Source organism: Paenibacillus wenxiniae, from assembly GCF_039822605.1.
GTDB classification, from domain to species: domain Bacteria; phylum Bacillota; class Bacilli; order Paenibacillales; family Paenibacillaceae; genus Saccharibacillus; species Saccharibacillus wenxiniae.
Window position 1 is genome coordinate 500537 of the sequence record NZ_JBCGUH010000003.1, and the last position, 21140, is coordinate 521676.

General features: G+C 46.1%; 18 protein-coding genes. 8 read left to right on the forward strand and 10 right to left on the reverse strand.

The window, feature by feature from the left end:
- Positions 1-81: 81 nt before the first annotated feature.
- Complete coding sequence (locus tag AAHF22_RS08100; RefSeq protein ID WP_347324489.1) at positions 82-1017, forward strand: prenyltransferase; 936 nt, start codon at positions 82-84, stop codon at positions 1015-1017.
- Between the two features lie 521 nt (positions 1018-1538).
- On the opposite strand, the gene AAHF22_RS08105 is transcribed toward AAHF22_RS08100, so the two are convergent.
- From AAHF22_RS08105 to AAHF22_RS08125, 5 genes are all read right to left on the reverse strand, one after another.
- Positions 1539-2558 (reverse strand): Gfo/Idh/MocA family protein, encoded by a 1020-nt coding sequence (locus AAHF22_RS08105; RefSeq protein ID WP_347324490.1) that lies wholly within the window; start codon positions 2556-2558, stop codon positions 1539-1541.
- A 320-nt stretch (positions 2559-2878) separates the two neighbouring features.
- Positions 2879-3952, reverse strand: a complete 1074-nt coding sequence (locus AAHF22_RS08110) for a type II asparaginase (protein WP_347324649.1) — start codon at positions 3950-3952, stop codon at positions 2879-2881.
- 902 nt (positions 3953-4854) lie between these two features.
- Positions 4855-5238 carry a darcynin family protein gene (locus AAHF22_RS08115; RefSeq protein ID WP_347324491.1) on the reverse strand — a complete coding sequence of 128 codons (384 nt, stop codon included), beginning with the start codon at positions 5236-5238 and terminating at the stop codon, positions 4855-4857.
- A gap of 103 nt (positions 5239-5341) precedes the next feature.
- Complete coding sequence (locus AAHF22_RS08120) at positions 5342-5950, reverse strand: Crp/Fnr family transcriptional regulator (protein ID WP_347324492.1); 609 nt, start codon at positions 5948-5950, stop codon at positions 5342-5344.
- Positions 5951-5975: 25 nt separating this feature from the next.
- Positions 5976-6356, reverse strand: a complete 381-nt coding sequence (locus tag AAHF22_RS08125) for a hypothetical protein (protein ID WP_347324493.1) — start codon at positions 6354-6356, stop codon at positions 5976-5978.
- 829 nt (positions 6357-7185) lie between these two features.
- Between AAHF22_RS08125 and AAHF22_RS08130 the strand changes: the two genes are divergently transcribed.
- Together AAHF22_RS08130 and AAHF22_RS08135 are read left to right on the forward strand one after the other, a co-directional pair.
- Positions 7186-8826, forward strand: a complete 1641-nt coding sequence (locus tag AAHF22_RS08130) for a glycoside hydrolase (RefSeq protein WP_347324494.1) — start codon at positions 7186-7188, stop codon at positions 8824-8826.
- A gap of 388 nt (positions 8827-9214) precedes the next feature.
- Positions 9215-9919: a hypothetical protein gene (locus AAHF22_RS08135; RefSeq protein WP_347324495.1), complete on the forward strand. Its 705-nt coding sequence runs from the start codon at positions 9215-9217 to the stop codon at positions 9917-9919.
- 513 nt (positions 9920-10432) lie between these two features.
- On the opposite strand, the gene AAHF22_RS08140 is transcribed toward AAHF22_RS08135, so the two are convergent.
- From AAHF22_RS08140 to AAHF22_RS08160, 5 genes are all read right to left on the reverse strand, one after another.
- Positions 10433-10648 (reverse strand): hypothetical protein, encoded by a 216-nt coding sequence (locus tag AAHF22_RS08140; protein ID WP_347324496.1) that lies wholly within the window; start codon positions 10646-10648, stop codon positions 10433-10435.
- Between the two features lie 21 nt (positions 10649-10669).
- A complete protein-coding gene (locus tag AAHF22_RS08145; RefSeq protein WP_347324497.1) occupies positions 10670-10963 on the reverse strand; it encodes a hypothetical protein in 294 nt (97 codons plus the stop codon).
- Positions 10964-11209: 246 nt separating this feature from the next.
- Positions 11210-13900, reverse strand: coding sequence for a carbohydrate-binding domain-containing protein (locus AAHF22_RS08150; RefSeq protein WP_347324498.1), 2691 nt, complete (start codon positions 13898-13900; stop codon positions 11210-11212).
- Positions 13901-14049: 149 nt separating this feature from the next.
- A complete protein-coding gene (locus tag AAHF22_RS08155; protein ID WP_347324499.1) occupies positions 14050-14742 on the reverse strand; it encodes a DUF4956 domain-containing protein in 693 nt (230 codons plus the stop codon).
- The gene (locus AAHF22_RS08160) at positions 14735-15541 is read right to left on the reverse strand and encodes a polyphosphate polymerase domain-containing protein (protein WP_347324500.1); all 807 of its coding nucleotides are present in this window, start codon (positions 15539-15541) and stop codon (positions 14735-14737) included. The genes AAHF22_RS08155 and AAHF22_RS08160 overlap by 8 nt, the downstream gene beginning before the upstream one ends.
- Positions 15542-16303: 762 nt before the next feature.
- Between AAHF22_RS08160 and AAHF22_RS08165 the strand changes: the two genes are divergently transcribed.
- The 5 genes from AAHF22_RS08165 (at position 16304) to AAHF22_RS08185 (ending at position 20998) form a co-directional block, all read left to right on the forward strand.
- Positions 16304-16981: a response regulator transcription factor gene (locus AAHF22_RS08165; RefSeq protein ID WP_347324501.1), complete on the forward strand. Its 678-nt coding sequence runs from the start codon at positions 16304-16306 to the stop codon at positions 16979-16981.
- Positions 16981-18414 (forward strand): sensor histidine kinase, encoded by a 1434-nt coding sequence (locus AAHF22_RS08170; protein ID WP_347324502.1) that lies wholly within the window; start codon positions 16981-16983, stop codon positions 18412-18414. Before AAHF22_RS08165 ends, AAHF22_RS08170 begins: the two co-directional genes overlap by 1 nt.
- Before the next feature lie 130 nt (positions 18415-18544).
- On the forward strand, positions 18545-19441 hold the full coding sequence (locus AAHF22_RS08175) for a diacylglycerol/lipid kinase family protein (protein WP_347324503.1): 897 nt from the start codon (positions 18545-18547) through the stop codon (positions 19439-19441).
- 223 nt (positions 19442-19664) lie between these two features.
- Positions 19665-20741: a bifunctional transcriptional activator/DNA repair enzyme AdaA gene (locus AAHF22_RS08180; protein ID WP_347324504.1), complete on the forward strand. Its 1077-nt coding sequence runs from the start codon at positions 19665-19667 to the stop codon at positions 20739-20741.
- 89 nt (positions 20742-20830) lie between these two features.
- On the forward strand, positions 20831-20998 hold the full coding sequence (locus AAHF22_RS08185) for a hypothetical protein (protein ID WP_347324505.1): 168 nt from the start codon (positions 20831-20833) through the stop codon (positions 20996-20998).
- The last annotated feature ends 142 nt before the right edge of the window (positions 20999-21140 follow it).

Sequence of the window (21140 nt, forward strand, 5' to 3'; positions counted from 1 at the left end):
AAAGGACCGAAGCGCGGTGGTATACATGAAAGAACGATAATAAAGAACGACCAAAAAACGAGCGATGAAAGGGAGTGTGGTATGAGCCATTCTATTTTACAGGCATTGACGCTGCGTAATCTGATGCGTCTGGTACGTCCGATTGCAGTACTTTGCTCCAGTGTCGCGATTATTTTCTCCGGCGTTTTTCCGCTGCTTACATACGGAGACGTTCCCGTGTCTACCATCGTGCTGATCAGTGCAGTATTGCTCGTCGGCTGTATTCTGATCCACGGCATGCTCACCCATGCGCTGAATGACTATACCGATCATCTGTCAGGTACGGATCAGCTTAGCCCGGCAATGCTGTCTGGCGGCAGTCGCGTCATTCAGGAAGAGCGCATTACGCCAGGACTGCTGTATCGGTTCGGTCTGTGGCTAATGGGCATTTTGCTGGTGCTGGATATGATCCTGCTGTTGACCGGACAGTATCGTTTGGCGATTTTGCTGCTGGTTGGCATCTGGGGTGCGGCGTCGTATTCACTGCCTGCACTGCGGCTCAGCTATTATCCGCTCGCCGGCGAATGGATCAGTACATTTCCGTCTGCATTGTTTCTTGGTCTGGGCGGAGCATGGCTGGCAACGGGCGCATTTCCGCTCTGGTCGGTGCAAAATGCTATCATTAATGCCCTCTACTGCATCGCCTGGGTGATGGTGCACCATATTCCCGATCTGGACGCTGACCGACAGGCTTCCCCGATCAAACGTACCAGTGTCGTCTGGTGTGCTGACCGCTGGGGCGAAGGCTTCAGCCGTGTGCCTGCGATAGCGTATATGCTGCTGATCGCACTGTGCGCGATCTGGCTGGCAGTCAGCGGACGCTGTATCGCTGCGGTCGGGATCGGCATGATCGTACTGCTATCGATCTGGTGGATTTGGAAAATGGACGTACAGCAACCTTCTTCGGTCACTGCCTGTGAAAAGAAACTGTTGCTACTCGCTATCGCCGGAGCGGTATTGCTCGGCATTTTCGTGTAATTGATATTGGGTGTAATCATTGGTTGTAATCAATGATTTTTGTACGATGAATCATGTTCATGTGAGTGATATTTCTATAGGCGAAATCGTACTACGACTGGGAGGTTTTAATGTCATCAATATTTGCATGTGACCATGCACGCACATGCAAATTGTTCAGAGAACGAAGCTTCAATGTAATGGATGTGTGAAGGTGACAGCTATTCTCGTGCAAAAGGTAGTGGGCTGTGAAAAGGATGTAGTATGTGTATGTTAATGCAGCGAATATTCGTTCATCTATAAGCTGTATCAACATACACTGCCCAATCACCTGACTGACCAAAGCATCCTACCTAGAACTGCCATCCCATCTGAACTAACGAAGCCTGCAACTCGATCGTTGCAGGCTTCATTGCTGTACGCTGTTACGAGATGATTACGATGTGATTCCAAACATCACTTATTACCAACTATGGCTCGCTTTATTCAATATCTGCTTCATGATGAGCCTGATCCGAACCTACCTAGTGTAATCTACTGCTCTACTGCTTGCGCCGAATGTAAAGCGGACGCACATCCACATCGCTTTCGGCTGACGGCTGACGTAATGCTTCCAGCACCACCTGTGCATTGTATCCATCGTAAAAGTCATAGATTTGACCCGAATGACCTTGCAGCAGCTTCACAATCTCACCGAAAACCGGCAGGTGACTTTGTTCTGGTAGGATTGCTGGCTCTACGCGTTGCGGCGCTTGACCGACTTCGTTCCAGTAAAGCTGCTCCCAGTTTTCCAGTGCCATATCGCCCTGTTTGCCATGGACGAGTAGCGAGACACGTTCCTGCTCTACCACACCGCTATGACCGGACAGATGTACGCGCAGTCCACTATCCAGTGTCAGCGTCGCCTGTACTTTTCGCTCACATTGCTGCGGATCGTCTGGATAAGTCACATGGCTTTGCACATGCGTAATCTCGCCAAAAACCTGCTGGATCATATGAATCCAATGTACCCCTACCTCCAAAATAAATCCGCCCTGATGACGCGTAGCGATCCAGCTATTTTGCTGCCATGCACGCGGCCACTGGGGAAACTGTAGCAGCAATTCCAGTTCACGAATATCGCCTACTTTGCCTTCATTTACCCATTGACCTAACTGTAGTACGGCAGGCTCCTGCGGAAAGGAGAAATGCACTGCATGCAGCTTGCCCGACTCCTCGGCACATTTCAATAACGTGCGTGCTTCCTCCAAACTGTTCGCCAGCGGCTTTTCACAAAATACAGCTAACCCACGTTCAAATGCAGCCACTGCTGCCTCATAATGAAAAGCAGGTGGCACAGCGATATATACTAAATCCGGCTTCATTTCGTCCAGCATCTGGATATATTGTGCCGCCTCATATTCGCTAGCCCCCGTTGCCGCCACCGCACGACTGCGCTTGTCACGATCCGCATCACACACAGCGACGACCTCCGCCTGCTCCGCATAATGTGGCAGCCAATGATATACTAAACTTTCTCCCATGTTACCCAGCCCGGTAACAGCGATACGAATTTTGCTCATGATGATTCTCCTGTTCTTGTTATGTATGTCGTTAAAAGATGGATCGCAATCTGCACTCAAACTCAAACTCAAACTCAAACTCAAACTCAAACTCAAACTCAAACTCAAACTCAAACTCAAACAGATTAAGAAGGCGTTTGAGAAAGAAATCAAGCAAAAGTTCAAAAAGAAAAAGCCATTACGGTATTTATCGCAACACGTCCACTTTATTTATTTTATCACTTCCAGTGTACGCTGGTCACACGACTGCAAGCAAAAAGCCGCTCTCACATGAGAACGGCTTGGGGACAGCACAACATCATCGAAGTTTCAGTGATCACTCAATATTCATCAAAAAACGTCTGAATTTGCTTCGCATCTTTCGTTTGAGTTAAAGCTAGCATAAGCAGAATGCGTGCTTTTTGCGGATTGAGCGAGTCAGATGAGATCATGCCGTTCTCGTCATCCTCACTTGAATGAGTAACAACACCGCTACCGGTACGGGTGGAACGGACGACCGCCACGCCGGAAGCGACAGCTTTGATCGCGCCTGCTTTGGACAGCTTGGACAATGAGCCATTACCGCTTCCCGCAACGACGATCCCTTTAGCACCAGCAGCTACGGCTGCATCGTACAGATAACTGCCATTATTCTGATATTCGTACAAAATATCCACCTGCGGCAATTCCGTCAGATTGGTAATATTGAATACCGAATCAGCAGTATGCTTACGAGTCGGCTCGTTATAAAAATATACTTTGTCACCGGAGACGACGCCCAGATACCCCTGCTCGGTCGATTTGAATGTGTCTGTGCCGGTCGTGTTCGTTTTCGTAATATAACGCGCTGCACCGATACGGTCATTTAACTCAATCATAACGCCTTTGCCTTGCGCTGCCGGTGTACCGGCGATTTTCACAGCATTGTACAGGTTAAACGAACCATCTGCACTGATCGCTGTTGCCGGACGCATCGCTCCTACCACCACGACTGGCTTATTGCTTTTTACAACAAGATCGAGAAAATATGCCGTTTCTTCCAGTGTATCCGTGCCATGCGTCACGACGACACCGTCCACATCTTCAGAAGCAAGCAGTTCATTAATACGTTTGGCAAGCTTGAGCAGCACAGCATTGTCCACATCCGGGCTACCGACATTAGCGATCTGCTCGCCGCTCACATTGGCGATATTTTTCATTTCCGGAACGGCGTTAATGAGTGTATCGATACCGAGCGCTCCCGCCTTATAGCCAGTCACATCGGTATTGGATGCAGAGGAGCCAGCAATCGTACCACCGGTCGCCAGTATTTTAATATTAGGCAGACCTGCCTTTTGGTCGGGCGTAGTCGCTGTTGTTGTTGCTGCGGTGGAGACAGCTGTAGCTGTACTAGCCGCCGTAGAGATCGATGTCATTGATGTTGACGTAACCGTACCACTTACTGTCGTTGGGGTTGCCGCTGCTGCTGATTCCAGTGTGATCGGCAGTGTCAGCGCGGTTACTAGTACCAGTGCCCCTATATTTCGTGTCCAGCCATTCCATTTCATCCTATGTATTCCTCCTTTAAAAATGTAGGTTGAGCAATGCCAGAACATATAGCGATCGCTATATACGCCATAACTCGCCTTATATGTACGTATGTATGTATAAAAATTCGATTACAGAAACAATTCATAGAGAGCATTTGATATTTCCCCAAATCAAATAGTCGATGTCCACCCCCATTGTGTCGATATCAAATATATTCACTTCAAATACAAACGTGATAACCGTTAGTTTGAAAATAAATTATATGTAATATTTAATAACATACAATCACTTATTTGAGCTTGATTATAATGAATTTATTTATTTAGCGTCAAGTAAATTCACATAAATATAAATGTTTGTGCATAATATGCAAATTGGATTTTGGAGTGGACGACGCATTTTCTTAAGCTATCTATTCTCTATGGCACTCATTCCCTGCTCTCTATACCATAGCTATGCCTGTTCCATCCTACATTCATTACAATGGCTACCTGTAATACAACGTCCACCTGCAAGCCTATACAAAATCTCGCTTCGCTTATTCACTAAAAAAGCGCATACAGCGATCTATTTTCACAGACTGCTGTATGCGCTTGAGTCGTATTTGTACGCATCGGTTTGGTGTATATATTTATCATATCGATACATAAGACAGATTAGTACGCACGAGACATATCGATGCATGAGCTGGGGAAGGGTAACAGGCTGCCGGTAACGATTCAAGCCAATCACAGTGACTGATTCGTGCTGTATGAGCGTATGACCCGAAATACACGTAACAACGATTCTATTCCATGCCTAATACTTGTTTCTCATACGATTCAAACGCATTTTCCAGACCCATAATGACGTTTTTAATCCGCATATAACCGCGTGTGTATGGCTCGGAGTCGCGGATCGCTTCCCACATGTAATGATAGGATGCCATATCTTCCGTTTCGCAGACGACAAAGTCGGTATAGTCTTTCCCCGGTAAAGCTTCCGCATCGAAAAAGCGTACATCCACACGATCTTTGTAATCGGCGATAATGGTTTGCAAATGCTCGGCATGAACACGTCGTTGTTCACGCGGCAAAGCAAGCCAGGCAGGGTAAAATTCAAGTAAAACGATCATCATATAACGCATCGTCATTCTCTCCTTTGTCACAGTGGCAATGGGCTTGGTACGCATCTGCACACACTGATTGATGTATGTACAGTGTAGCGCCTGGTGTGGTCAGCGCGCATTAACACAGGTTAATGACAGATGCTCAGCTTACTCTGGTCGCACTACATTACTCCATGCCGTCCTCTTCCTGATGAAGTAAGCGACTGAGCGATACGGGAGAGATGCCAATGTAGGAGGCGATATGGTACTGGGCAATACGCTGGGCAAGTCCGGGGTATTTGTGCAGGAAGGCATAATAGCGCTGTTTGGCAGACAGATAAAGTAACTCGCGTTCGCGCTCCTCTTTGCGCAGGTAGAGTCGTTCTACACTCAGACGTACAAACCGTTCCCAGCTATGATGTTGTCGCATCCATTGCTGGAGTAGATCATATTCGATCTCAATCACAAGCGAATCTTCCAGCGCCTCGATGGTAAAAGAGGATGGCTGATGGGCGATCATCGCGGCGTGAGAAGTGGCAAAATCGCCTTCCAGTGTAAAAGCAACATTGTATTCGCGTCCATCCTCCAGCAGATAATACAGCCGAAACAATCCGCTTACACAAAAAAATGCCCGATCTACCTGCTGTCCTGTTTCGATTAACTTTGTTCCTGCGGTAATATCACGCAATGTCGTATGTTCTTGCAGTAGCTTCCACTGCGATAACGTCACGTCGGCTCGCAGCGCTAATTTGTACAGAGCTGCATAATGATGATTTACATCGATCGGCATATCCATTACTGCACCTCCATGCTCCTAAAATTCAATCTATACAATCATCTTCATTCAGCCGCTCGGCCAGAGATTCGATCGCCAGTTGGAGCGCAGTGAAACGGCGCTCATTTAACGTTTTTTGCGGGCTGCCTGCTCTGGCTTTGATGAGCTGCTGCTCGCTAGAGGGGAGGATGCTTTCCAAAACTTTTTTGGACATTCGTATATTTGCTTGGTCATAGTCAAACTGTTCCTCTCGCCATATCTGCTTTACACTGTCCAGACCTATCTTCACTGCATGTAGTCTCTTTTCGATCAGCGTTATAGATGAACCTCTGGCGACTGTAGTTTGATAAGCATGAACAAGCTTGTTATACGTTGATTGTAGCGATGCGATGGATAAATCCTGAATTTCCTGGCTCACTGGCTTCATATGTGATGCACCCTCCCTTTGATTGTTTATTGCTTCATCGACGCTCATTATTGGACGATCCACACCATGATCTCGATCCTGAGTTTAATCATTTATTACGCTACTATATGAAACTATATGAAAATGAATCGTCCTCCAGAGCATCCCCTGTCGTGATGATGCACATGATCTAGCGTGGCACTACAATGCACCATAATCGTATACATTCGGCAATAGTTTACATTTAGCAAGATCATGAATTTGTTCTGCATGACGCTTATTGTCGGAATATCTACTGCGTAACATCGTATCAATCACAGGCATCGATCGGTTTCAATATTAAAGTGTGTCATTGTTTATGCCAAATTGAACTAGAGTATAGATTCAAATTCTTTACTGGGCAGCAACCACTCCGGGCAGAAATAATGGGATGGACTGCTGTCTCGCACAGGAATCTATAGTGTAGAAGTACATCGTAGATTCCTATGCTCAAAAGTCGTTCGTTTCCCTATTCACTGTTTCCCTATTCACTGTTTCCCTATCTACTGCTTCTCAAGACGCTCCTGAACGATTAAAAAACAGGAACGACAGACCTATCTCAAAATCAATTTGCATAAAATTCCCTATACATAAATCAATTGGAATGCTCTATACTTTATTGTAAGCGTATACAAATTTGTATGTTTATATTTTATTGGATTCTTTACTTAATGTGTATGGATTCCCACACTTCGCTTTAGGAAATTCCATGCTTCGCTTCATCTGTGTTCAACGGTCTTTACATACTTTTGCAGCAGACGATGAACAGGAGTCGCTGCCATTTCACTATTCAGTTTAAGGAGGATCAACTATGCAACATCATGGAAGCAAACGTATAGGAATGGGCACCAGGCTAGGCGCGCTATCTTTATCTGCACTTCTGCTATCAGGAGCAGCCGCGCAGGTGACACATGCACAGGACAGCCATATCATCTCCAGGGAGGTTAGTGGAGTGCAGCATATTCATGTCAATGGACAACAGCAGTATCAGACGATGGACGGCTTTGGTGCTTCAGGCGCATGGAGTATCGATCATATCGGTTCAGAATGGTCGGAGAAAAATAAGCAAAAGATCGCCGATCTGCTCTTTTCCAAGGATAAAGGAATTGGTCTATCGATCTGGCGTTTTAATATTGGGGCAGGAAGTACCGAGACCGATAAGGACATTATTGGTGATCCGTGGCGACGTGCCGAAAGCTTTAAGTCCAGCGCTACCGCTCCATATGATTGGTCCAAGCAGGCGGGACAGCAGTGGTTTTTGAAAGCTGCCAAGCAGCGCGGCGTCGGCAAAACGGTTGCATTTGTGAATAGTCCTCCGGTGTGGATGACGAAAAATGGACATGGGCAGCCCGATGATTCTGTAGGCAGTACGAATCTGAAGGCAGATCAGATTCAAGCTTATGCGGTTTTCCTTGCTGATGTGCTGGAGCATTTTGATCAGCAAAAGCTTGGTTTTGATTATATTAGTCCGATTAACGAACCGACATGGGATTGGAACAAATCCGGGCAGGAAGGCAACCGCTACAATATGCAGGACATTAAGCAGGTGCTAAGCGCCTTGCACACAGAGCTGGAACGCCGCGGACTGCATACTGAAGTCGATGCGATTGAAGCCGTCGAATATTTGTCCTTGCTCGATCATGATCTGTATGCACAGTTCACAGGCAAGCCAGGCAGCCAGTACACAAGCGGAAATGCAGGTGGCAAGTACGAAGGCAAATACAGCGAATATATTCGCGAGCTGCTTGGCGATCCAGCCACTGCCGCGATGATCGGCAACAAAATTAGCGCACATGCTTACTGGTCAGATCAACCGAACGCTGGCGATGATCGCCTTGTTCAGCTGCGTAAGCTCGTGCATGAAAATCTGGAACGTTATACTCCATCCGCTGCGTTCTGGATGTCGGAATATTGCATTCTTGGCGATCGCGGACCGGGTCGCGATCTCACGATGAATACAGCGCTAGATGTAGCGCGCGTGATCCATTTTGATATGGTCGAGACGCAGGCATCGGCATGGCAATGGTGGCTCGCCGTATCGAAGGAAGATTATAAAGACGGTCTGATCTACACCGACTATAACAACCCGGGCGATCCGGAATCAATCATCGAATCCAAGCTGCTATGGACGATGGGTAACTATAGTCGCTTCGTGCGTCCAGGTGCCGAACGTATCGCTCTGGATGGTGCCAACGATCCAAATGGATTGATGGGTTCCGCTTACTATCATAACAAAGATCGCCAGCTATCGATGGTATTCGTAAACTATGGAAATGAAGCACGTACAATTCAGCTGGATATCGATCAACTACCAAGTGGCAAAGATATTACACAGCTCAAGCCTTACCTGACGTCAGACACGACTAATCTTAAAGCAATGCCTGCCGTTCCGGTGAAGAAAACGGTCACGATCCCGGCTCGCTCGGTTATGACGCTTGTAGGCAATAACTAACAGATAGAGTCGTCCATTGGATCGTGCTTGTGATCGTTAGCAAAATCATATAACAAATAGGGCTTTCACCCACTATCCATTGCCAGCGATGTACATGGAATAGATGCGGATGAAAGCCTTTTTTAATTTTCGGGTATATAACTATTAGGATTCCAATTATGCTAAAATTTAGAGAATAGCACACTATATATACTCGATTGATACACATTCACCCTTTATTTCTCCTAAATGTAGATGACAATACATATAAATAGCACTTATGATTACTATAGAAAGTACGTAAGATTAACATAAAAGTGCTAACGATTCTGTCCTATGCCATGTAATTTGCCACTGTCCCCTGATGCTTCGCTGCTATGACGTCCATTTTACGGGAGGAGAGATGACGATGAATAAGAAGTCTGCTGCTCTGCTTGCTGTTGCCATCGCGCTTGTTGCGTATGTACACACCGCAAGCCAGCGTCACAGTGTCTCCAAGTCATCATCCGATTGGTTAGCCAGCCAAACGACGACTCCTGCCACACTTGCACTCGCGAATAGCACGCCAAATAACGGCAGCAATCCTACCGCACCCGCATCTTTACCCGCACGCACCATGACGAGCGAAAGCATGACGATGGAAGGTCTTGCCGCACAAATGTCCACCGATACGAATATTACGATCGATGAAGCGATGCAATGGATCGAAGCCGATCAAAGTCCAGAAATAGGCAGCAATGATCAGGCAAGATATATCGTATTCACTTCCTTCTTCCACGCAACCGACGCATTCACACCCTATATTAAAATATATTGCGAGACCGAACAAAACGGTTCGACCCGTTCGATCAAACGCATCATTTCATATCATCTTGTGCATGTGTTTGGCAGCTTAAATAAACCGTTTGCCGGTCAGATCGATGTGTTCCTCGAAAATCCCGAGACGATCCATTATGTGGTTAACGGTGACTTTTACGAACAAGGCATCACAACCGCTCAACTGAATGTGAACCCGGATGGTCTGATGCGATTAACGTATTCGATCACAGGCTCAGCTAACTGGTATGCGTATGTATATAGTGAGCAGGATATTCGTTATGCTGAAGGGGATTAAGAAATACGAAGATTTCATACAACCTTGTTAAAAGAAGAAAAAGCTGTCGAATGTATTGATTTCGGCAGCTTTTCAAGTAAGTACATCGTGTATAAATTATGTTCGAAATACACTTCATAAATTAATCATTATGCTTTTAAATCTAAAATTTTACGAGACTCCGTAAATGAATTTAAGGGCGGTTGTAAATAAAATGTATAACTATCTACATGTTGATTATCTATATTAACCTCAACCCTCCACTTACCATACCATTTACGGTGAGCAATAACAGGAACGTAGATATAACTAACTATTTTCTTATTGTTATTATTTTTTTGAGGAGTATAAAAACTAGCTTGATGTTGCACAATTTCATTACTGTAGAGCCAATTAATTTCTATAAATGTGGTTTGAAAAATAAAGCTACATTCTATTACTGCAAACACCATTTGATCTATAACATAAAAATATTTACATTTCGGCCCTGGATCCATAGATTGTGAATGAATATATTTGCAAACAGTAAGCATGTTATTCACCAGAACGTCGATTTTTAAATCTCCATTTTACTTCGCTGATCCCATAACCCATAACAAAACAGACCGGAATCCAAGTACTTAATTGAATCCATGTATCTTTAGGCGTTGTCAAGCTATGATCAATTTGAAGTAATAAAATAATCATTATGCTACAGATAACCCCTGTAATGAAGGAGTTTTTTAAAAGAAAAGCTGTTTTAGGCTTCATCCTAATCACTCCACGATTAAATTATTTAAAAATCGCATTATCTATAGCTTGCCAACCAGTTGTTATAACACCTCCAAGCGCTCCGAAAGAAGCTCCAGTGACTCCTCCTACAATTACGCCTGGTAGACCAAACTCTGAAAAAGCGATTGCTCCCCCTACTGCTCCAGCTTCTGCCCCATGTCTTGCATTTGGCACAATATTACTTTTAACATCTTCCATTACTTTCTGTCCAAATGTTTTCCCTCCTGTAGTCGAAGCTACATGACTATTGTTACTCGAATGTACTCTTCCGCCAGTAGAACTTGATACGTGCATACAATCAACTCCTTCTATCAATATGTTACTAACAACATTAATTATATGTATTTAAATTCATAAATAAAGTAAATATATGTATATTTAAATCAAAAATTAGCTAATTTAAAATATATTTTGGGGTATTTATGCCGATTATAAGAATCTCAATTACAAATGACATTATTCCACAATAGAATTAGATGACTAGCAACATGAAAATCAGGCATCCCCCTATAATAAGGGATGCCTGAAAATTTCATTCGCTTATTTTGTGCTAGTTGTCGTGCTATCCGTTAACGCATTGCCTGTGTCGCTCTTCCTACTGGATGTCGCCTCATTTGTTGTATCATCCGGACGCATCATTCCTCTGCCGCCGCTGCCACCGCCAGGTCCAAACGCTCCATTCGGATTGCTATCCGATACACCGGATTCCGTCAGCCATGTTACTTTATTCGTTACATTGAAGCTTACTACCTCTGTGCCACCGCTATAGGTGCCATCTGCATACCAACCGTTCGTTGCAGTGCCTGTCGATTGTCCTCCGCTATACAGCGTGTAACTGCCTGTCTTTAACGCTGGTGAGCTGATCACAACGGACTGGTAATCTTTGTCCGGTGCAAAAGTGAGTACCGTATTGCCTGCGCGATCCTGTACGTGAACGAGTGTACCTGCTGTCTGTGTTGCCGAGTAGGTCATTGCGAGCGAGTACTGAGCAGAGCGATCCGATGTCGATTGCAGCATACCAGAGCTACCAGCAGCGACCAGATAACCACCTGTCATTTCAAAAGTGCCATCATAATCGAGCGCACCATTACCGTTATTAGTAGGGCCATTGACGATAACCGTACCACCGGACATCATGATCGAGCCGTTAGCATCCAGCCCGTCACCTGCGGCATCTACATACAATGTGCCGCCGCTAATATGGAGCAGTGCATTGCCTGCTGCTTCTGGACCTCCGCCGCCCATGCCGCCAGTCGGTGGGCTAGGTGGCTGCTGCGAATCTGTCGTTTGATCGCCTGAACTCGTTGACGCTTTAGGTGTTGTTGCTAGTGTAGCTGTAGTTGTTGCTACCGTAGTAGCTACGCCCGTCGTTGTTGCTGATTGTGCAGATGTTGTTGTCGTGCCTACTCCTGCTGTATTTGGACGGGATGCGGATTGCTCGGTCGACTGTGCTGCTGTATTTGCACTGGATGCGGTCGGTTGAGTGGACTTCGCTGCTGTATCCGCTGACTGTGCTGCTGCATCGCTTGTCGCCGCATCCGTTGTGGTCACTGCTGTTGCTGTTGTGCCTTCGGCTGCGTTAACGCCATCATCACTCGCAATGACATGGATATCGCCACCGCTAATATCAATCGTTGTACCTTCCAATCCTTCATAGCTGTTCACGATATGGACCGTACCTGCTGTAATACTTAGCGTTGTCTCGGCATGTATACCATCATCGCCAGTTGTTAATTGGAGTGAGCCACCGTTAATCGTTACGCTGCCATTACTGTGCACACTGTCATCTTTCGCATCGATTGTAAATGTACCGCCATTAATCACCAGATCGGTTCCGGCTTTGAGCGCCTTTGCGCTATCGGATGAGGTAGATGTATCATCCGCATCAGTGTTATCGTCTGTCGTCGCTGTTGTGGAAAAGGCTTCACGACTGGTAGCAGTGGAAGTGGACTTCGTTGCCGTTGTAGCGATAGATGAAGCTGTCTGCGCACTACTTGTGGTTGCATTGGCTGTCACTATCGCGGTCGAAGTGCTTGCGTTTGCACCGCTAGAAGTAGCCGTATTCGTTGCACGATTTGCTGTGCCTGTCTGACTACCTGTACTGCTCGGTGCGCCTGTGTTTCCTTGACTGCCTGCACCCGGTTTGGCTGGAGGTGTGCCACCGCCGCCCATACCCCCCTGCGGCATTGCCTGTGTATGCGGCTCGGCTTCGGCACTGCCACCACCCGTTGTAATCGTATATGTGCCATCATCGGCAACGAGTACTGTTTCTGCTTGAATGCCATCATTAGTCGCTGTGATGTGGAATGTACCATCCGCGATTGCAACAAAGCCCTGATCTGCCGCTTCGTCATTGGTCGATTTGATACCATCTCCACCTGCGTTAATCGTAAAAGTACCGGCTTTGATCGCCACCATATCTTTACCAACGATCCCATCATCGGCTGCATCGATCTGGAATGTACCGGATACGATTTTCAGATCGTCCTTACTTGTGATGCCATCCTTGTAATTCGCATCGATATTCAGCGTACCTGTACCGTTAATCGTCAAATCCGCTTTGCTGAACAGGGCAGCGCTTGGCTCATCGGTCGAGCTATCGGCAAACACATAATGAGCGCCATCCGTAAGCGTATTGTCTGTGCCTTCTTGCAAGGTGACGATCACATTGTCTGCTTCTTGAATGTAAATCGGTGCGCTATCGCTATTCGTGATGCTGACACCATTCAATACGATATGCACATCTCCTTCTGCTGTGCTATTCACGACAATTTGCCCATCGGTCAGCTTACCGCTGATCACATACGTCCCTGCACTGGAAATCGTAACGGTGCTGCCCGATGTTTGGGCACCTGAGCCAGTAACCGTCGCCGTTGTACCATTCAGCTTGATGGCAGTTGAGGTATCTGCACTCCATTCCGTCGAGAGGTCTTTATTTTTAAAGGTGACCAGATCGGCGCTTGTCGTTTTAACCGGAGTCGTTACCGTAGCAGTGCTAACTGTGGCTGCTGTGGATGTAGAGGACGTAAGTGCACCTGTCGCGCTGGTAGATGTGCTTGTGCAAGCTGCCAAAATCGAAGCCGACAGGATCAGTGCGCCAAACACAGTAGTTACTTTTTTCGGGATCGACGTTCTGGTTCGGGCGTGTGATGTAGTGGATAATGTCGGCTCTGCGATTTGGGATGGAGATGCTTTAGGTTGGGATGCTTTGGATGAATGTACTTTTCTCATTGGAATCTTCCTTTCGTGTGTACTTCCGTTTTAGTTGTTCCGATTAAAAGTTTGTTTATACGTTGTCATATGATCTTTATGAAGTTGATTGATCGATACTAAGTTTATAGATCGATATAAAGTTCATAGATCCATATACAGTCATCTTCTCAATATTCATTTACCGGGGATGGACTCATCGTCAGCGACAGGTCCAGATTGCCGTTACGACAACGAATTTCGTCGAGAAATGCTTTCTGGTCGGTCGCTGCTTGCATAGTGACGGTGTAGATCAATTCATATAGACTGCCCAGCTCGGTAGTGCGAATTTTTTTCAGCTCATGCTGCACGCCAAAACGTTGGAACACTTCATTAAATGCTTCCTCATAGCCTAGATTTTCAGGAATGGTCACTTTGAGTGTGCGCTGCATCGTTTTGCGAGTCCCAAAGTTCAATCGATTCAGGACGATCATCATGACGCATAAAACTATCGTAAATAGAATCGCATAGCCATAATAACCTGTCCCTACCGCAAGTCCGGCTGCCATCGTGAACAGCACGTAAGCGATATCTTTTGGATCACCAGGTGCACTGCGGAAGCGAATAATCGAGAACGCTCCGGCGAGACTAAATGCGCGCGCGATATTACTGCCGATCAGCAGGATGATAATCGCGACAATGGTCGGTAATAGCACCATCGTCAGGGTGAAATTTTGCGAAAATCCAGATCGGTTTGTATACATATAGGTCAGGCTAATGATGCCACCCAGCACAATCGAGATCACGATCGTGATCAGCGCATTGCTTAGCGTCAAATCAGTAGCGCTAGTGCTGAGTGTGCTGTTGAATAGATTTTCAAGCATATTGAATCGTCTCCTTGTCGGTCGGAATATGAATGGTCGGCTGCGGTGTCGGTACGAACTGCGGTTGCGCCAGTGGAGTAACCGGCTGACGGCTCCGCAGCAGCTTTTTGTATTCGTTGCCGTATTTGGAAAAGCTCGTCCGATACAGACCATGCTTAGCGAGCAAACGGGATAACCAGAAGGGCACTGTATTTTCCGCTTTCACTTCCATTAGCCATTGATTCGACTCCAGCAGTTGTTCGCCATAGTCACCCTGCTCCAGCTTCAGATCATAGCGGCGACAGCGGATATTCGTATCAAAGGTAATGCGCAGATCGCGGCTTTCTTTACTGAACAGCGCTTTGCGGTCATACGATAAATACAGCTTCGGTGCCAGATTATATAGCTGCAAAAAGTACGTAATCTCGTTCACCACCTGCTTGTTCATATAGTCCTGTAATGCAGGCGCAGCGCCGGTTTGTACAAACGCATACGCTTCATCCAGCCGCAGTGCGGTGCGTCGTTTATTCACCAGCCCGGTAAATTTCTTTTTAATTTCCAGATAGACGCGATCCGTCTCCTTCGGCACGCCATACGCACGCAGACGTAGCTTTTCTTTGTATTTGGGCTTGGATAGGCTCGCTCGGATCAACGCATCGGTCGGCGTATCGTAATAGATATTGCTGATTGAGTAAAAATCATGCTGCTTGTTGTACGCATCCAGCTCCATATATTCCAGCAAATCGGTGTATAGCTCACCGAACTGCGCGGTATTCATCAAATATTTACTTTCGTAGCGGTTAAACACTTCAATCGCCATGTTTGTTCATTCCTTTCGTAAGTGTAGTAGATAGATGTATAAAGTAAGTTGTGAGCAGTTTGTCTTGTCGTCCCTGTATGTGTTGCTTGAAGATGTGTGTCTGTTGCTGATAGTTGTATCTTAAAAGGGGAACCTTTAGTGAAACTTAAATATTTTACATTGCGATAACAAATCTACAGAAAAATTAGTTAGGATTGAGAATAGGTGCATCACTCAGTTGATGAAAGTAGGCGTAGATCAATGAATGAGGCGCACAAAACGAAGCTTCAAGTCATAACAAAAAAGCCATGCGCAGCAAGCACATGACTTTGTTTTATCGTTTGAAATGAAGCTACATTCATACAAGAAACTCGCACAACAATGCTCCTTCACACTCATAATTATGTATTATTGTTGTTAATACTATTTAAACTCATATGTACTCCTACTATATTTAAACTTCTATTTAAACTTCACTACTACATTTAAGTTTCACTAAAGCTACGCTACGTATTCTGTTTATGAATGAGACTACCAGGTTCACATAGACGAAACGATTTACAGTGTTAGCGTTCTCCTAACACGATGTGCAATAAAAAGCGATTTGGACATAGCAAAATATCGTACTGATTCCGAGATGCAGGAATCTTCATCTATTCTTAATCTAAAAGATTCCCGTGGTTCCACTGAGTCTGTTCCCTTATTCCTTGCCAGAGCGGTGCCCGGCAACAAAGCAATCTGTAGCATTAGTACGCAAATATACTAACAAAGGATGAACCCACCATGCGAATTTTAATCGTAGAAGATGAACTGCATCTAGCCGAAGCGCTTATGCAGATTCTTAAAAAGCATCATTACTCCGTCGATGCCGTATACGATGGACGAACCGGACTGGACTATGCCCAGAGTGGCATTTACGATCTACTCTTGCTCGATATTATGATGCCAGAAATGGACGGCATCAGCGTACTCCAAACACTGCGCAATCAGGGCGATTCGACACCCGTTATTTTACTAACTGCCAAAGGTGAAATTTCCGACAAAGTGACCGGATTGGACTATGGCGCAGACGATTATATCGCTAAGCCTTTTTCATCGGAAGAGTTGATGGCGCGTATTCGTGCCGCACTACGGCGTAAAGGCGAAGTACCGCCAGACGACTCGCTCCGTTATGGTGATCTGGAGCTGAACATGGCAAATCTCAAGCTGGCAGTAGGTGGCAAAGAAATGAAACTGAACTTAAAGGAAGCGGAGCTGCTGGAGCTACTGCTTGTGCGTAAGCAATCGATCACCTCCAAAGAGCAAATGATTGAGAAGCTATGGGGCTTTGATTCGGAAGCAGAGCATAACAATGTAGAGGTGTATGTATCGTTTCTACGCAAAAAGCTGAATTTTCTACACTCGACTACACGCATTCAGACGATTCGCAATGTCGGGTATGTGCTTGAGGTGAATACGTGATGTTCCAACAACTGCGCAATCGATTTTTGATTCTAAATCTGGCGACAATTTCGATTCTGATGCTCGTTGCCTTCGCTTCCATCTACCTGATCACGTATCGGGATGTGCAAAATGATATCCAGCAGGATCTCGGTCGCATCTCCGAATCCTATTTGCACCCTAACGACCGCCCTCGCCCGGAGCGCAATAATACTGGCACTGGCACTGGCACTGGCACTGGCACTGGCACTGGCACTGGCACTGGCACTGGCACTGGCACTGGCACTGGCACTGGCACTGGCACTGGCACTGGCACGACTAATGGTGTCTCCACAACGAGCAGCAATGCAAGCACCTATTCCGAGACATCCAGCACCGAGCCACCTACGAACAGCTCTGGGGCAGCGCCGATCAATAACGGCAGCAATATGCGTCCAGAACGACTCGTTGCGTTTACTATTCAAACCGATGCAGGGGGCAAAGAAACGAAGCGAAGCTCGCAGGTAGAGCTGGACAGCGATATCTACAATAACGCGCTGGCGCAAGCACTTCAGCGCAATCAGGAACGAGGGCAATTCAGTCTCGATGGCAGCGATTGGGCTTATTTGCGTTTGCAGCTAAACAATGGCTACCTGTATACCTTTTTGGATGTGACCGCACGGCAGGAAATTTTGACGAATCTGATCTATAGCTTTGCAGCTGTCGGTTTTATTATGCTGGTGCTGCTATTTTTCACCAGTCGCTACTTTGCTAACCGTTCAATTCAGCCTGTACAGGAAGCGTTCGACAAGCAAAAGCAGTTTATCGCGGACGCTTCGCATGAGCTAAAAACACCGCTTGCCGTCATCAACACCAACACCGATGTACTGCTAGCGAATCTGGACGATCCGATTCGTGATCAATCCAAATGGCTGCATTATATTAAAGGAGAAACGGAGCGCATGGCGCGGCTGACCGGTGATCTGCTCTATTTGACCGAGATGGAACAAGCACGTACCCATGTTGTATTCACTCCGTTTGATCTGAGCGAGACGGTGGAAACAATTATTTTAACGATGGAAGCTGTTATTTTTGAGAAAAATTTATCGCTGCACTATGAGATCTCCCCTCAGCTGATGATCGAAGGCAATAGCCAGCAAATGTACCAGGTCACGATGATTTTGCTGGATAATGCGATTAAATATTGCAATCCAGGTGGTAGCATCACTGTGAAGCTGCATCGTCACGGTAATCAGACCGTACTGGCAGTAACAAACACAGGCGATGGTATCGCAGCTGAGCATCTCACACGCATCTTTGATCGCTTTTATCGGACAGATGCTTCACGTGCTCGCCAGTTAGGTGGACATGGGCTTGGACTGGCCATTGCCAAATCGATTGTAGAGCAGCATCGCGGTCGTATTGAAGCGACCAGCACCATTGGCGAATCGACTACATTTACGGTGTATGTGTAATGGATAGAGGTGAGAACACTGGTGATTTTAGGGTATATAAGTGTAAGACGTTTTGCTGTGCAGAAATTACGTTATACCGTCATTTTAGATAATCACTTTTTATAATCCATTATAGAAGGGAACATGGACTGTGAAGCGAGCTATGATTATTATCAATCCTTCCTCCGGTAAAGAACAGGCGCAGGAATATGTGGAGAAGATCGAGCAATTACTGCGCGATGAGGCTGACTATGATGTGGTCATTAACGAAACCGCCAAAGAACTGGATGCTACCAAATACTGTGCATCTGCCTGTGCAGATTGCTTTGATCTGGTCATCTCAGTGGGCGGAGATGGCACATTGCACGAAACGATTAACGGACTGCTGGATCAGGAACATCGTCCGCTACTCGGTGTGATTCCGCTCGGAACGGTAAACGATTTTGCACGCGCACTACATATTCCGCTCAATACGGATGAAGCGATTCGGACGCTGCTATCTCCCCATCGCCGCAAAGTTGATATGGGGCGGTTAAATGACCAGCTATTCGCCAATGTGGTCGCCGCTGGTTCACTGGCCGAAACATTATCTTCGGTCAGCTCGGAGGACAAATCCAAATTTGGTGCTTTTGCTTATTTCCGTGAAGGGGTCAAAGAAATATTCGGCGGCTCGGCATCACCGCTCACGATTGAATATGACGGCCAAACCTGGTCAGGTGAATCGCCGCTGTTTCTCGCTACTTTGACCAATTCGGTCGGTGGCTTTGAACAGATCGCACCGGATGCTAAAGTCGATGATGGGTTATTGCACGGCTTTATTATTCATAATTTGAGCCTGCTCAATTCGCTCGCAGTCGGTACATCGCTACTGCTCGGTCAGCTCAAAGAGCACCATGAGGTCACTTATTTTACTGCACGTCAGATCGCTGTGCGCTCGGACGAGCCGGTGCGAACGAATGTAGATGGTGAGGAAGGACCGACATTGCCGATTGAAATGCATATTTTGCCGGAGTATGTGGAAGTGATCGTGCCGGAGGATACGAAATAAAAAATGGGGGGCTATCCTCCATTTTTTATTTTTTTACATTGGAATACATAGTAGTACCCTGCTCCGAATGAATGACCACATCGCCACCAATCTGAGATTCTCCCCCTTTTCGCGGTATTAAAAATTATTTCTTCAAAATACATGCCTGATTTTCGGCGATGTCTGCTGACGTTGACGCTATAATAAATCTATAGACAACAACGTGCAGAAAGGACGTGTGCGGATGATTACACTGGATCGCAAACGGGAATATTATGAGGCATTAGTGTCCAAAAATACAGAATACGAAGGCTTATTTTACGTCGGTGTCAAAACGACGGGCATCTTCTGTCGTCCAACCTGTCCGGCGCGCAAGCCGAAGTTTGAAAATTGTGAATTTTACGAAACAGCACAGCAGGCATTGCTCGCTTCCTTTCGCCCCTGTCAGCGCTGCCGACCGCTATCTCATCCTAACCATGTATCAGCCGTGATCCGCACACTGGTCGAAGCCGTCGAACGCCATCCAGAAAAGCGCTGGAAAACGCAAGATTTTCGCGAGCTATCCATCGATGAATCGACCGCACGACGCCAGTTTAAAAAACGGTTTGGAATGACGTTTGTCGAATATGCACGCGCACGCCGTATGGGGATTGCACTCAAAAATATTCGCTCCGGTCGCAGTGTGATCGACAGTCAGCTCGATACGGGCTATGAATCAAGCAGTGGCTTCCGCGATGCGTTCGCCCGTATTATGGGCACCGCACCGACGAGACTTGACGGCGAGCATGTGCTTAAAGCAACATGGCTGGATACACCGCTCGGTCCGATGCTGGCGATTGCGGATGAACAGTCGCTTGTGCTGTTGGAGTTTGTTGATCGACGAGGATTGGAGCGCGAAGTCGAGCGCTTACGAATACGTGAAAAAGCAGCGATTATCCCAGGTCGCACCCGTCCGATTGATTGGATTGAAAAGGAGCTGGAGCAGTATTTTGCCGGAACATTAACGCAGTTCCAGACACCGATTCGTATGATCGGATCACCATTTCAGCAAAGTGTATGGAATGTACTGATGCAGATCCCATCCGGCGAAACACGTTCTTACCAGCAGATCGCCATCGCACTCGGACGCCCTACCGCTTCACGTGCAGTGGCACGAGCAAACGGTTCCAACCAGCTCGCGGTTATTATTCCGTGCCATCGTGTGATTACGTCGGGTGGAGAGTTGGGGGGGTATGCAGGTGGATTGACGCGTAAGGATTGGTTGCTCAAACATGAATATGCGCATCGAGAGCATGTGGAGACGGATCAGGAGAGTAGTTGAATTTTGTTTAATATGCATTAATTTTTTATATAAAATGATATATTCATGGTGTAATTTTAAGAAATCAAGAAGATGAGGAGGATTATATTATGTCACTATATTTAAGAGAGATTCCTCCAATTGAAGGTGAGGATGCTCGAAGACTTATGGAAAAGATTCAAAAAAATAATGAGAAAAATCAAAAAAAATTAATGGCGATAAAGGAAAAAATGAATGCCAATTCAAATACAGAATCTTCAATTTCAACCCATCAGTGAAGAGGCTATGCGTGACATAGCCTCTTTTTCTTCTGAAAATTCGACAATGAATTCTTTCCTCAAAGAAATGGCTTATTATTTACATATCAAAAGAGATGCAAGTACAACTTTAGTTTATAATCCAGATAAACAGCTTCTCGCT

What these genes read in the sequence shown, in the direction of transcription:
- AAHF22_RS08100 (WP_347324489.1), top strand. Translation starts at nt 82, where the DNA reads ATGAGCCATTCTATTTTACAGGCATTGACGCTGCGTAATCTGATGCGT.
- AAHF22_RS08105 (WP_347324490.1), bottom strand. Translation starts at nt 2,558, where the DNA reads ATGAGCAAAATTCGTATCGCTGTTACCGGGCTGGGTAACATGGGAGAA.
- AAHF22_RS08110 (WP_347324649.1), bottom strand. Translation starts at nt 3,952, where the DNA reads ATGACATCGATCTCTACGGCGGCTAGTACAGCTACAGCTGTCTCCACC.
- AAHF22_RS08115 (WP_347324491.1), bottom strand. Translation starts at nt 5,238, where the DNA reads ATGCGTACCAAGCCCATTGCCACTGTGACAAAGGAGAGAATGACGATG.
- AAHF22_RS08120 (WP_347324492.1), bottom strand. Translation starts at nt 5,950, where the DNA reads ATGGATATGCCGATCGATGTAAATCATCATTATGCAGCTCTGTACAAA.
- AAHF22_RS08125 (WP_347324493.1), bottom strand. Translation starts at nt 6,356, where the DNA reads ATGAAGCCAGTGAGCCAGGAAATTCAGGATTTATCCATCGCATCGCTA.
- AAHF22_RS08130 (WP_347324494.1), top strand. Translation starts at nt 7,186, where the DNA reads ATGCAACATCATGGAAGCAAACGTATAGGAATGGGCACCAGGCTAGGC.
- AAHF22_RS08135 (WP_347324495.1), top strand. Translation starts at nt 9,215, where the DNA reads ATGAATAAGAAGTCTGCTGCTCTGCTTGCTGTTGCCATCGCGCTTGTT.
- AAHF22_RS08140 (WP_347324496.1), bottom strand. Translation starts at nt 10,648, where the DNA reads ATGAAGCCTAAAACAGCTTTTCTTTTAAAAAACTCCTTCATTACAGGG.
- AAHF22_RS08145 (WP_347324497.1), bottom strand. Translation starts at nt 10,963, where the DNA reads ATGCACGTATCAAGTTCTACTGGCGGAAGAGTACATTCGAGTAACAAT.
- AAHF22_RS08150 (WP_347324498.1), bottom strand. Translation starts at nt 13,900, where the DNA reads ATGAGAAAAGTACATTCATCCAAAGCATCCCAACCTAAAGCATCTCCA.
- AAHF22_RS08155 (WP_347324499.1), bottom strand. Translation starts at nt 14,742, where the DNA reads ATGCTTGAAAATCTATTCAACAGCACACTCAGCACTAGCGCTACTGAT.
- AAHF22_RS08160 (WP_347324500.1), bottom strand. Translation starts at nt 15,541, where the DNA reads ATGGCGATTGAAGTGTTTAACCGCTACGAAAGTAAATATTTGATGAAT.
- AAHF22_RS08165 (WP_347324501.1), top strand. Translation starts at nt 16,304, where the DNA reads ATGCGAATTTTAATCGTAGAAGATGAACTGCATCTAGCCGAAGCGCTT.
- AAHF22_RS08170 (WP_347324502.1), top strand. Translation starts at nt 16,981, where the DNA reads ATGTTCCAACAACTGCGCAATCGATTTTTGATTCTAAATCTGGCGACA.
- AAHF22_RS08180 (WP_347324504.1), top strand. Translation starts at nt 19,665, where the DNA reads ATGATTACACTGGATCGCAAACGGGAATATTATGAGGCATTAGTGTCC.
- AAHF22_RS08185 (WP_347324505.1), top strand. Translation starts at nt 20,831, where the DNA reads ATGTCACTATATTTAAGAGAGATTCCTCCAATTGAAGGTGAGGATGCT.